Source organism: Curtobacterium flaccumfaciens, from assembly GCF_051548005.1.
GTDB lineage: Bacteria > Actinomycetota > Actinomycetes > Actinomycetales > Microbacteriaceae > Curtobacterium.
Window position 1 is genome coordinate 1 of the sequence record NZ_JBPUGH010000116.1, and the last position, 10,897, is coordinate 10,897.

A 10,897-nucleotide genomic window follows, 5' to 3' on the forward strand; every position below is an offset into this window, starting at 1 on the left:
GTGCGCAGTCGCCCGGTTCGCGACCTGGTGGCGGACCGCGGCCGGTGCGGGTCGCGTCTGGCCGCAGTCGCCCGGTTCGCGACCTGGTGGCGGACCGCGGCCGGTGCGGGTCGCGTCTGGCCGCAGTCGCCCGTTCGCGACCTGGTGGCGGACCGCGGCCGGTGCGGGTCGCGTCTGTCCGCAGTCGCCCGAGTCGCGACCTGGTGGCCGGCCGCGGCCTGGGCACGTGGTGGCAGTCCCGGTGCGCGAACCCGGGGCATCGTGCACCGGGACTGCCACCCGCAGGACGGAACGCGACGTCACCATGCCGTGGCGACGGTCCTGGCGACCGGCCGCCGGCGCGGGGCGGCGTGGTCAAGCCGGGATGTGCCTCCCGGACGACGCCGCGATCGCGATCCACGAGAGCACGCCGAGCGCGACGACCACGGCGAGGACCACCGGGACCGCCACGAACCCGGCGACCGCCGCGATCACGGCGGGCGCGAGGAAGCCCGCGTACGCCGCGGCGTAGAAGACCCCGGTCAGTCCGGCGAGGTCGCGCGTGCCGGCGATGCGCTGGACCTCGAGCAGGGACGACACGAGCGCGAGGCCGATGCCCGCGCCGATGACGACGTTCGCGCCGAGCCCGACCCACACGGACTGCAGGGCGATCGCGAGGGCGACGAACCCGATCCCGATCGTCATGAGCGCGACCGCCACCGTGAGACCCCGTGCGGACGTCACCCGGTGGACGCGCTTCGCGATCGGCTGCACCGCGCTCGAGACGCCGAGGGCGACGACGGTCGCGGTGGTGGCGAACACGAGCCCCCACGTGCCGGTCGCGCCGGCGAGCTGCGTCGGCAGGTAGCCGTACCCGATCGCCGCCGAGCCGAAGATCCACGGCGCCGCGACGAGCACGACGCGGGTGAACCGCCGGTGTCCGGCACTCGGGATGCGCAGTTGGCGCCACCAGGGGCCCGGGAGGCCTCCGGCGGTGTTCGTCTCCGGGGTGCGCCAGACGACGACCGCGAAGGGCAGGGCGACCGCGATGTGCACGAGGAACGGCAGGACCTCGGGGATCGGCCCCCACTGGGCGATGACCCCGGCGACGAGCGCCCCCGACGCGGATCCGAGGGTGAACGCGAGCGACGCCCGTCGGGCTCCGGCGCCGGCGTCCGCACGGGGGTCGAAGCGGCCCTGCGAGAGCTCCTTCACCCAGCTGTTCCCGACCGCCATCGCGATGCCGACCGTGGCGCCGGAGAAGAGCCTCCCGGCGGCGAGGAACGCGGCGCCGAGCGGCCCGAGTGCCAGGAGCCCGCTCCCGACCACCGCGGTGCCGATGCCCACGAGCAGGAGCGGGCGGCGGCCGTGCCGATCGGACAACGAGCCGGCGACGAGGAGTGCCGGCGCGAGCCCGAGGACGTAGACCCCGAGGAACACGTTCACCAGCACGGACGAGTAGTGCTGCCGCTGTTCGTACATGAGCAGCAGCGGCGAGAACTGGTTGCCGCCCCAGGAGCACACGAACACGGCACCCCAGGCGGCGACCCACGGCAGGACGTGCGCGCGGGTCCGCGGCACGGCGACCGGACCCGTGGTCCCGACGCTGCCGGTGGTCGGCACGCTGCCGGTGGTCGCGTCGGCCGCGCTCACAGTGCGCCCCGGTGCGACGCGACGTGGGCGTGCAGGACCTGGGCGTACCGGGTGGCGTCGCTGGCCTCGAGTGCGGCGGCGAGGGCGTGGTGGTCGTCGAGCGACGCCCGCAGCTGTTCGGGGCGGAGCCGCATGAGGTGGTGGCGGAGCCGTTGCTGGCGATCCCGGAGCGTCTGCGCGAACATCACCGCGATCCCGTTCCGCGAGGCGCCGATGACCGCGCCGTGGAACTCGGCGTCGACCTCGACGAAGCGGTCGACGTCTCCCGTGGCGACCGCGTCCTCCTGCTCGGCCAGCATCGACCGGAGGACGGGGACGAGCTCCGCCGACCTGCCGTCGGTGACCACCCGGGTCGCCGCGGTGGACTCGATCGCCTCCCGCATCTCGAGCACGTCGACTGCCTCGTTCGGGGACATCGGACGGACGACGGCACCCTTCCGCGACTGCAGCGTGATGAGGCCCTCGGCGGCGAGCCGCAGGAACGCCTCGTGCACCGGTGTCCGGGACACGCCGATCTCCTGGCAGAGCGCGTTCTCGCTGATCGCGGTCCCGCCGGGGAGGTCGCCGCGGATCACGGCGCGCTTCACGTGGTCGTAGGCGCGGTCGGACGCCGCCGCCGTGCTGATCGGAGCTGTCACGTCCAGCGAGTCTACGCGTTGCATGCAAGGATGCACGCATTTCCGGTCCGTGACGGTCGCGTGACGGCCCGACATCGTTTCCGGCGCTGCCCACGCGGCACCGGTACGCTGGCGCCCAACGTCAACGACGACGCGTGACAGGAGGGACCCCTGATGGAACGCATCACCAGGGCCGACGACCGGGTCCACCGCCCGGCAGGACCGTGGACGCCCACCGTCCACCGGCTGCTCGAGTACGTGCACGGGATGGGGTTCGTCGGGGTCCCGGAACCGATCTCCCTCGGGGACTCGCTCGAGACGGTGTCCTTCGTCCCGGGCGCGGCGGGCGACTACCCCTGGTCCCAGGACATCGCGAGCGAGGCCGCCCTCGTCACCACCGCCCGCATGCTCCGGCACTACCACGACGCCGCGGCCGACTTCCCGCGCGCCGACACCGACGTGTGGTCGCAGGCCGAGCGCGCCCCGGTCGAGACGATCGTGCACGGCGACTTCGCCCCGTACAACTGCGTCTACGACGGGATCGCGGCGGTCGGGATCATCGACTTCGACACCGCGCACCCCGGTCCCCGGGTGTGGGACGTCGCGAGCGCCGTCTACCGGTTCGCGCCGTTCACGACCGGGGTGGTCGAGGGCGGGACGACGTCGCTCGACGTCCGCCTCGGACGCGCCGCCGAGTTCTGCCGTGCCTACGGGCTCGACGCCCGCTCTCGGTCGGTCCTCGTCGACACGATGGTCTCCTCGCTCGTGGCGCTCGTCACGACGATCGAGACCGAGGCCGCGGCGGGGGACCCGAAGTTCGTGAGCGACCTGCACCACGGGCACGTCGAGCTCTACCGGGCCGACGTGGCCTTCATCGAGGAGCACGCGGACGCCATCGCCGCCGCCGTGGCCTGAGCCGTGACGCTGACGCCCGCGCGCATCCGGTCCGAACGACTCGCCGCGCAGGGCGTCGGCGCGACCGGGACGACCCCGACCGACGCGGTGGCCCGGATGACCGCCGTGCAGGGGCAGGACCTCGGTCAGGTGCTCTGGGCGATCGGGGTCCGCGCGCCCGGGTCCACGCGCGAGGAGGCCCGTGCCGCCTTCGACCGAAGCGAGCTCGTCCGGGGCTGGCCGATGCGCGGCACCCTGCACGCCCTCCGGCCGGACGACCTGCGGCTGATCGCCTCGCTCACCGCGGAGCGCACCGTCCGCTCGATCGCCCGCCGTGCGGCCGAGCTCGGGATCGACGAAGCGCTCGTCACCACGGCACGGGACGCCACCGTCGATGCACTCTCCGGCGGGCGGTCCCTCGTGCGGGACGACCTCTTCGAGCGCTGGCGGGCCACGGGCATCGACCCCGCCGGCGGTCGCGGCTACCACCTCCTGCTCCGGCTGGCCCTCGACGGGCTCGTGGTCTGGGGTCCCACCGCACGCGTCGGCCAGGGCATCGTGCTGCTCGACGAGTGGGCGCCGGCGACCGAACCCGTGCCCGACCGTGACGAGGCGCTGCGTCGGGTGGTCACCGGACACCTGCGCGGGAGAGGACCGGCCACCGAGGTCGACACCGCCGCGTGGACGAAGCTCCCGCTCGGTGACGTCCGCCGTGGTCTCGCCGCTGCCGGGGACGCCGTCGAGCACCTCGGCGGCGGTCTCCTCGCCCTCGCCGACCGCCCGGCCGCGGGCGGCATCCCGACCGGGCACCTCCTCCCCGGGTTCGACGAGTACCTCCTGGGCTACGCGGACCGCTCCGCGCAGCTGCCCGTCGAGCACCAGGACCGCGTCGTGCCCGGGGGCAACGGGGTCTTCCTGCCGATGGCCGTCGTCCGCGGGGTCGTCGTCGGGACCTGGACCCGGACGGAGCGGTCCGCCGGGGTCCGGGTGACGGTCACGCCCTTCGCCCCGCTCGACCCGTCGACCGTCCGAGCCCTCGAGGCGGCCACGGACCGGTACGCCCGCTGGCTCGGCGCTCCGGTGACGTTCTCCGTCGCCTGAACCGAACAGCCCCGGCCGAACAATCCCGACCGACCGTGCTGTCCAGCGAGCCCCCAGCATGCGTGCGGCTGGCCCCGACGCTCCCTCGGGTAATGTCGCAGGGCCATGACCGACAGCCCGGCCGACGCCACCCCGTACGAGGTCCTCGGCGTCCCCGCGACCGCCGACGACGACGAGCTCCGCCGCGCCTACCGGAGGGCCGCCCGCGAGTCCCACCCCGACCTCGGCGGCGACGCCCAGTCCTTCCGCCGCGTCCAGCTCGCCTGGGAGCGCATCGGCACCCCCGCCGCCCGCCGCGCCTACGACGCGGGATCCCGCCCCGGGTCGGCCCCGACGTACGAGGCCGGGTCAGCAGGGTCCGGCTCCTCGGCCTGGAGGCACGGATCACCCCGCGACGCCTACGCACCTCCGTCGGCTCGTCGCGACTCCCGCCCCCGCGCCCGGTCCCACGGACATCCCGGCGGTCGGTCGCGCGAGGTGTTCCTGCAGGCCGAGCGCGAGTGGGTCGGGCTGGGCGACCCCATCGAGGACCCCTACGACCCCGCGCTCGTCCGCTCCGCACCCCGACACATCCGCCGCCTCCTCGGCGAGGCACTCGCGGAAGAGGCAACGGCGTCGATCGTCGCGGACATGGGCATCGGCGTCACCGTCTGGCACGACCTCGACGCCGGACCCGAGGGCAAGCTCGACCACGCCGTCCTGACCTCGTCCGGCCTGTGGGCGCTCGAGTCCATCGACTGGGGCGGCCCCGTGCAGGTCGACGGCGGGGAGATCGTGGGCGAGACGCTCGCGCCGGGGGAGCGCCCCGTCAAGGAGCTCGTCCGCGCTGCCCGTGCCGTGCAGAAGCAGACCCGCGTCCGTTTCACCGGCCGGATCCTCGTCGTGCCGGACTCCGCCGTCGACGAGGACGTCCAGCTCGTCGGCTCGCAGCGGAAGCCCACCGCGTTCGTCGTGAAGCGCAGCGCCCTGGCGTACGTGCTGTCCGGCGCACTCTCACCCGTCGGGTCGGTCGACGTGTTCGACGTCCGCGACCGCCTGCAGCAGACCGTCCGCTTCGTCTGAGGACGACCCCGGCGACGGTCAGTAGCCGCGGAGCTTCTCGAGGTCGCGGCGCTCCCGCTTGCTCGGACGCCCCGCACCCCGTTCGCGCTGTGGCACGAACCCTGCCTCCTCGCGAGGGAGTCGCGGCGGGGTCGTGTCCTCGAAGTGCTTCGCCGCCTCGGGTGCGCTCGTCCGCTTGAGGATGATCCCGCGCACCACGACGATGCGGTCGAAGCCGTTCTGCCGCACCCGGACCTCGTCGCCGGGGCCGATCGGCTGCGCCGGCTTCGCGCGCTCCCCGTTCACCCGCACGTGTCCGGCCTTGCACGCGGCCGTCGCGGCGGAGCGGGTCTTCGTGATGCGGACCGCCCAGATCCAGCTGTCGACCCGTGCCTTCTCCATCCCGACACCCTACGACGCCCCGCCCGCCCTACCCTGGGCAGCATGACCACCGACCCGGCCGCGGTCGCTCGGGCCCTCGCGATGCGGGTGCTGCACGACGCGGAACTCGGCGACCGGCTCGTCGTCCGTGCTCACCACGGCAGCGGCGCGCGGGATGCCCTCGGCGAACTGGTCGGGCGGTCCGGCACCACGGTGACGATCGACACGCGCCGCGGCCCGGTCGAGGTGGCGCTCGCCGACGTCGTCGCCGCGAAGCACGTCCCGCCGCCGCCCGCCCGACGCCGCTGACCGCGCACGGTGCGAGGCGCTCCGCGCCGCGTGCGAGCTTCCACGCTCCGTGCGACCCGCTCGGCCTTGCACCGCGCACGGAACCTCGCACTGCGCACGGGACCTCGCACCGCGCACGGAACCTCGCACGGTGCGTATGGGACCGCCCCGCCGCTCACTCCGACGCCGCTGCCCTCTGCCCGGCGCGCCGCACCCGACCTCGCGGGAACGCCCACGTAGCCTCGGAAGCATGGCAGTCCCCGTCCCGCTCGGCACCGAGGACCGCACCGCACGCCTCACGCTCCGCCGACCGGACGCCTGGCGCCGCGAGGACGCCCCGCAGGCCGACCTCCGGCTCACCGGCGACGACGTGGTGCTGACCGTCCGCTCCCGCCCGAGCGACCGCACGATCGCCGAGGAGCACACGAGCCTCCTCGAGCGTCTCCCGGGGTCCGTCGAGGGACTGCTGCTCGTCGGCGTCGACGTCTGGACCGCCGCGCGCGCCCCCGCACGACTCGTCGAGTACGTCCGCCCCGACGAGGACGGCGCGGTCGCCGGAGCCCACCTCGTCTTCGTCACCGGACGGCACCGGGTGGACCTCACGATCGAGCGTCCGTTGGCCCGCATGCTCGCGACGGACGACCTCGTGTTCGCCGTGCTCGACACCGTCCGCGCGACCGAGCCGACCGAGGCACGACCGCGCCGTGACCTCGAGATCCTGCCGGACGCGCCCGCCGTCGCCGAGCTCGACGGCCCGCGGCTGACCGCCGAGGCCGTGTCGACCCTCCGGAGCCTCGCCGGTCGACGGTGGAACCCCGGACTCCTGCGCAGCCCCGCCGGCCGCGAGCTCATCGACGCCGGCCTCGTCGGACGACTCGGCACCCTGCCCGAGGCCACGCAGTCCCTGCTCGGCCCCTGGGCCGAGGACACCCAGCCGACCACGCTGGAACAGCGGCTGCCCGACGGGGGCGAGACGCGCCTCCAGGCCTGGGACGGCACCGTCGTCGACGGGACGGACGACCAGGTGGTCGCCGCCGTCGCGCACGAGCGCGTGGTCGCGGTCATGGCCGGGAGGCTCGGCATCCGCCCGGTGTGGACCTTCCCGTTCCGCACGGGGTCGGTCCGGGCAGACCTGGTGGCGCGCCGCCTCGACGGCGGCGACACCGCGCCGGACCTGCCGGCGGACGTCGCCGAGGGCGACCCGCGGCTCGCCCGCTTCTGGGCCGCGCCGTGGACGGTCTCGCACCTGCGGCGGCCCGGGGCGCAGCACCCGGTCACGATCGTGCACGCCGAGGGGCAGGGGTTCGCCCGCGTCGGACGCACGGAAGCCGGGGCGACCGCCTTCTCGGCAGATGCCCCGGCCAACGTGTTCCGGTCGGTGGTGCGAGCGGTGCTCGGCAGCTAGGCGGCCGGGCCCGCGGTCAGCGTGATGGTCACGGTGTGCGAGGTCCCGACGCTGTCCGTGTAGGTCACCGTCACCCGGTCGCCGACGCTGTGCGCCTGGATCGCCTTCGTCAGCGCGTCCGAGGTCGTGACCGCGGTGCCGTCGAGCGCCGTGATGACGTCGCCGGCACCGAGGCCGGCCTTCGCCGCACCGGAGCCCTCGACCGTGCCCGCGACGGCGACACCACCGGTCGTGGCGGTCCCGCTCACCTCGACGCCGAGGAACGCCGGCAGGCCGATCGTGATCGTCGACGACGACTCACCCGCGAGGATCTTGTCCGCGATCGACTTCGCGGTCGAGATCGGGATCGCGAAGCCCGTGACGTCCGCCGTGCCCGAGGACGCCGCGGTCGCCATGCCGACGACTTCGCCCTCGCTGTCGAGCACGGGGCCGCCCGAGTCGCCCGAGACGATGTCCGCCGCGACCTGGATCATGCCCGTGAGGGACTCGGTGCCGGAGCCGGAGTCGCTCTGCACCTGGATGTCCTGGTCGGTCGCGGTGACGGTCCCCTCGGCGGCGACGAGGTTGCCCGTGCCCTCGGCGTTCCCCACGTCGGTGACGGCGTCGCCGGTCTTCGCGCCGCCGTCGTCGTCGAGCGTCACGGTCGACAGGCCGGAGGCGTCCTGGAGCTTCAGGACCGCGACGTCGTGGGTGGCGTCCGTGCCGACGACGTCCGCCTTGTACTGCTTGCCGGTCGTCTCGTCGGTCACGACGATGCTCGTGGCGCCCTGCACGACGTGGTTGTTCGTCAGCACCGTGCCGTCCGAGGTGAGGATCATCCCGGTGCCGGCGGCCTGCGAGGACTCGTCGTAGTTCAGGACGGTGTTGATCGTGACGACGCCCTTCTTCTGGGCGGCGGTCGCGGCGGTGGCGGCGGACTGCGTGCTCGTCCCGGAGCTGCCGTCGCTCGTGCTGCCCTGGCCGGTGCCGTCGCCCGTGCCGAGCCCGTTGCCGGGGACGGTGAATCCGTTGGTCCCGCTGCCGTCGCTGCTGCCGCTGCCGGTCCCCGGGAGCGTCGTGGTGCCCTGCGACTGGCTCGACGTTGTCGACGTGTGCTGGGACGAGAGCCCGAGCGCCGTCCCACCGGCCGCACCGAGGATCGCGAGGGCGGCGATGCCGGACCCGATCACCAGTCCGAGGCGGCGCGGGCGCTTCGTCGTCGTGGAGCCCCACCCGTTGTGGTTCGCGGCAGCGGCGCCGGTCGCCCAGCCCTGTGTGTTCGACCAGCCGTGCCCGTTCGGCCCGCCTTGCCCGTTCGACCAGTGCTGCCCGTCGAGCGCGGGGCTCCCGACCAGGTACGGGCCGCGGCCGTCGTGCGTGTAGGCGTACGGACCGGAACCGTCGGGTGCGTACAGGTACGGACCGCTGCCGTCGAACGCGTAGGCCGGGCGGAGCGTCGACCGGTCGGCGTGCGGTGCCTCCCAGGCGCCCTGCGTGCGGGCGTCGGGTCCGTCGGTCGTCGCGCCGTTCGTCCCGCCAGGGGTGGCGTCGGGGTTCGGGGTCTCGTTCATCGGTGCTCTCCGGTCGTCCCTCGACGGCCCGGTCGGGCGTCGATGGATGCCAGTACAGGCCCGTTCCCCAAGGAGACCCTATGAACGAGCACTGCGCACGCTCACGGCTCGCTCGGGGACCGCCGAACGCGCGGACGATCTTCGGGGACCCCTGCGCGTTAGGGTTGCTGCACCCCCATGGCAGCTCCCGTCCTCGCTCCCGCACCCAGCTCCGTCGGCCGGCTCGTCCGCGCCACCGTGCTGGCGGTCGTGGTCCTCGGCGTCGCGGTCGCGCTCTCCGTGGCGTTCGGCTCCCGGCCGATCCCGCTCGGGACCGTCCTCGACACCGTCCTGCACCCCGGGCGCCGCGACGAGGTCGGGCTCATCGTCCTCGGGAACCGTGTGCCCCGCACCGTCGTCGGGCTCCTCGCCGGTGCCGCGCTCGGGGTCGCCGGCGCCGTGATGCAGGGGGTGACGCGGAACCCCCTCGCCGACCCGAGCGTGCTCGGCATCAACGCCGGGGCGTCCCTCGCGGTGGTGACCGGCATCGCGGTGTTCGGCATCAGCGGCACGGGCGCGTACCTGCCCTTCGCGTTCGTCGGCGCCGGACTCGCGGCGCTGCTCGTCTACGGCATCGCCGCGGTGGCCCGGCGAGGGCTCTCCCCGGTCGGCCTCGCGCTCTCCGGCGCCGTGGTGGCCGCCGCGCTGTCCTCGGTGACGACCGCCGTCCTCGTGACGAACCAGTCCCTGCTCGACCAGTTGCGGTTCTGGCAGGTCGGAGCGCTCGCCGGGAAGGACCTCGGGACCGCCGGGGTCATCGTCGTCCCGGTGCTCGTCGGCCTCGTCGTGGCGGTCGGTCTCGGTCGGTCGCTCAACACGCTCGCGCTCGGTGACGAGCTCGCCGCCTCCCTCGGCCAGCGCGTCGTGCTGGTGCGGGTCGTCGGCGGCGTCGTCACCGTGCTGCTCGCCGGATCCGCCGTGGCCGCCGCCGGGCCGATCGCGTTCGTCGGGCTCGCCGTCCCGCACGCGGTCCGACGGCTGACCGGACCCGACAACCGGTGGACGATCCTGCTCTCCGCGCTCGTCGCGCCGGCACTCCTGCTCGCGGCCGACGTCATCGGCCGCGTCGTCGCGTACCCGGGGGAGCTGCAGGTCGGCATCGTCACGGCGCTCATCGGGGCGCCGGTGTTCATCGCGCTCGTCCGGTCCCGGGCGGTGCGGGGACTGTGACGGCCGTGGAAGTCCGTGGCCGTCGCCGGGTCGTCGGAGCTCGCCGCGAACTGCTCGTGCTCGGCGTGTTGCTCGTGGCGCTCGTCGCGCTCGTGCTCACCGGCCTCGGCGTCGGCGAGATCCCGCTGTCGCCTGCGCAGGTGGCCGCCGCGGCCCTCGGGCACGGCGACGCGATCGCGGACTTCGTGATCGGGCAGCTCCGCGGACCGCGGGTGTTCGGTGCGGTGTTCGTCGGTGCTGCCCTCGGCGTCGCCGGCGCGATCGTGCAGAGCGTGGTACGCAACCCGATCGCCAGCCCGGACGTCATCGGCGTCACGTCGGGGGCGAGCGCCGCCGGCATCACCGCGATCGTGCTGTTCGGCGCGTCCGGGATCGTGCTGTTCGGGACGGTGCTCGTCGGGGCGGTCGTGGTGTCACTCGTCATCGCCGCGCTGTCCTGGCAGCGGGGGATCACCGGCAACCGGGTGGTCCTCGTCGGCATCGGTGTCGCCGCGATCTGCCTGGCCGTGACCGGCTGGATGCTGACGAGCGGCACCGTGACCCAGGCGGGGACCGCGCTCCTGTGGCTGTCCGGCAGCCTGAACGCCGTCGACCGGAACCTCGTCGGCGTCCTCGGCACCGCGTTCGTCGTGCTCATGGCACTCGCCCTCGTGCAGTCGCCCCGGCTCACGGTGCTCGCCCTCGGGGACGAGGTCGCGTCGGCACTCGGCCTCCGACCGGACCGCGCGAAGGTGCTGCTGCTCCTCACCGCGGTGGCGCTGACCGCGGGCGCCGTGGCC

11 protein-coding genes are annotated in these 10,897 nt (G+C 74.4%); 7 read left to right on the top strand and 4 right to left on the bottom strand.

Annotation, left to right across the window (positions count from 1 at the left end; genetic code table 11):
- Window positions 1-354: 354 nt before the first annotated feature.
- Together ACSW7Y_RS12930 and ACSW7Y_RS12935 are read right to left on the bottom strand one after the other, a co-directional pair.
- Window positions 355-1,602, bottom strand: a complete 1,248-nt coding sequence (locus tag ACSW7Y_RS12930; protein ID WP_438126679.1) for an MFS transporter — start codon at window positions 1,600-1,602, stop codon at window positions 355-357.
- A 26-nt stretch (window positions 1,603-1,628) separates the two neighbouring features.
- The gene (locus ACSW7Y_RS12935; protein WP_438126680.1) at window positions 1,629-2,270 is read right to left on the bottom strand and encodes a GntR family transcriptional regulator; all 642 of its coding nucleotides are present in this window, start codon (window positions 2,268-2,270) and stop codon (window positions 1,629-1,631) included.
- Window positions 2,271-2,423: 153 nt separating this feature from the next.
- On the opposite strand from ACSW7Y_RS12935, the gene ACSW7Y_RS12940 reads away from it, so the two are divergent.
- The 3 genes from ACSW7Y_RS12940 to ACSW7Y_RS12950 all read left to right on the top strand — a co-directional run bounded on the left by ACSW7Y_RS12940 (window position 2,424) and on the right by ACSW7Y_RS12950 (window position 5,306).
- Window positions 2,424-3,164, top strand: a complete 741-nt coding sequence (locus ACSW7Y_RS12940; RefSeq protein WP_438126681.1) for a phosphotransferase — start codon at window positions 2,424-2,426, stop codon at window positions 3,162-3,164.
- A 3-nt stretch (window positions 3,165-3,167) separates the two neighbouring features.
- Window positions 3,168-4,244, top strand: coding sequence for a winged helix DNA-binding domain-containing protein (locus tag ACSW7Y_RS12945; protein ID WP_438126682.1), 1,077 nt, complete (start codon window positions 3,168-3,170; stop codon window positions 4,242-4,244).
- 105 nt (window positions 4,245-4,349) lie between these two features.
- Complete coding sequence (locus tag ACSW7Y_RS12950; protein WP_438126683.1) at window positions 4,350-5,306, top strand: J domain-containing protein; 957 nt, start codon at window positions 4,350-4,352, stop codon at window positions 5,304-5,306.
- 18 nt (window positions 5,307-5,324) lie between these two features.
- On the opposite strand, the gene ACSW7Y_RS12955 is transcribed toward ACSW7Y_RS12950, so the two are convergent.
- Window positions 5,325-5,687 carry an RNA-binding S4 domain-containing protein gene (locus ACSW7Y_RS12955; protein ID WP_438126684.1) on the bottom strand — a complete coding sequence of 121 codons (363 nt, stop codon included), beginning with the start codon at window positions 5,685-5,687 and terminating at the stop codon, window positions 5,325-5,327.
- Between the two features lie 42 nt (window positions 5,688-5,729).
- Here ACSW7Y_RS12955 and ACSW7Y_RS12960 point away from each other — a divergent pair, with 42 nt between their 5' ends.
- Together ACSW7Y_RS12960 and ACSW7Y_RS12965 are read left to right on the top strand one after the other, a co-directional pair.
- A complete protein-coding gene (locus ACSW7Y_RS12960; RefSeq protein ID WP_438126685.1) occupies window positions 5,730-5,975 on the top strand; it encodes a hypothetical protein in 246 nt (81 codons plus the stop codon).
- A gap of 229 nt (window positions 5,976-6,204) precedes the next feature.
- The gene (locus ACSW7Y_RS12965) at window positions 6,205-7,359 is read left to right on the top strand and encodes a hypothetical protein (RefSeq protein ID WP_438126686.1); all 1,155 of its coding nucleotides are present in this window, start codon (window positions 6,205-6,207) and stop codon (window positions 7,357-7,359) included.
- Here ACSW7Y_RS12965 and ACSW7Y_RS12970 read toward each other — a convergent pair.
- Window positions 7,356-8,909, bottom strand: a complete 1,554-nt coding sequence (locus ACSW7Y_RS12970; RefSeq protein WP_438126687.1) for a S1C family serine protease — start codon at window positions 8,907-8,909, stop codon at window positions 7,356-7,358. The two genes, ACSW7Y_RS12965 and ACSW7Y_RS12970, sit on opposite strands and share 4 nt — an antisense overlap.
- A 177-nt stretch (window positions 8,910-9,086) precedes the next feature.
- Between ACSW7Y_RS12970 and ACSW7Y_RS12975 the strand changes: the two genes are divergently transcribed.
- Both ACSW7Y_RS12975 and ACSW7Y_RS12980 read left to right on the top strand, forming a co-directional pair.
- Window positions 9,087-10,118 (top strand): FecCD family ABC transporter permease, encoded by a 1,032-nt coding sequence (locus ACSW7Y_RS12975; RefSeq protein WP_438126688.1) that lies wholly within the window; start codon window positions 9,087-9,089, stop codon window positions 10,116-10,118.
- Between the two features lie 5 nt (window positions 10,119-10,123).
- Window positions 10,124-10,897: FecCD family ABC transporter permease (locus ACSW7Y_RS12980; RefSeq protein ID WP_438126689.1), on the top strand; the 774-nt coding region annotated here is incomplete at its 3' end.

Excerpts from the sequence above, each read along its gene's own strand:
- ACSW7Y_RS12940 (WP_438126681.1), top strand. The coding sequence starts at position 2,424 with ATGGAACGCATCACCAGGGCCGACGACCGGGTCCACCGCCCGGCAGGA.
- ACSW7Y_RS12950 (WP_438126683.1), top strand. The coding sequence starts at position 4,350 with ATGACCGACAGCCCGGCCGACGCCACCCCGTACGAGGTCCTCGGCGTC.
- ACSW7Y_RS12955 (WP_438126684.1), bottom strand. The coding sequence starts at position 5,687 with ATGGAGAAGGCACGGGTCGACAGCTGGATCTGGGCGGTCCGCATCACG.
- ACSW7Y_RS12960 (WP_438126685.1), top strand. The coding sequence starts at position 5,730 with ATGACCACCGACCCGGCCGCGGTCGCTCGGGCCCTCGCGATGCGGGTG.
- ACSW7Y_RS12965 (WP_438126686.1), top strand. The coding sequence starts at position 6,205 with ATGGCAGTCCCCGTCCCGCTCGGCACCGAGGACCGCACCGCACGCCTC.
- ACSW7Y_RS12970 (WP_438126687.1), bottom strand. The coding sequence starts at position 8,909 with ATGAACGAGACCCCGAACCCCGACGCCACCCCTGGCGGGACGAACGGC.
- ACSW7Y_RS12975 (WP_438126688.1), top strand. The coding sequence starts at position 9,087 with ATGGCAGCTCCCGTCCTCGCTCCCGCACCCAGCTCCGTCGGCCGGCTC.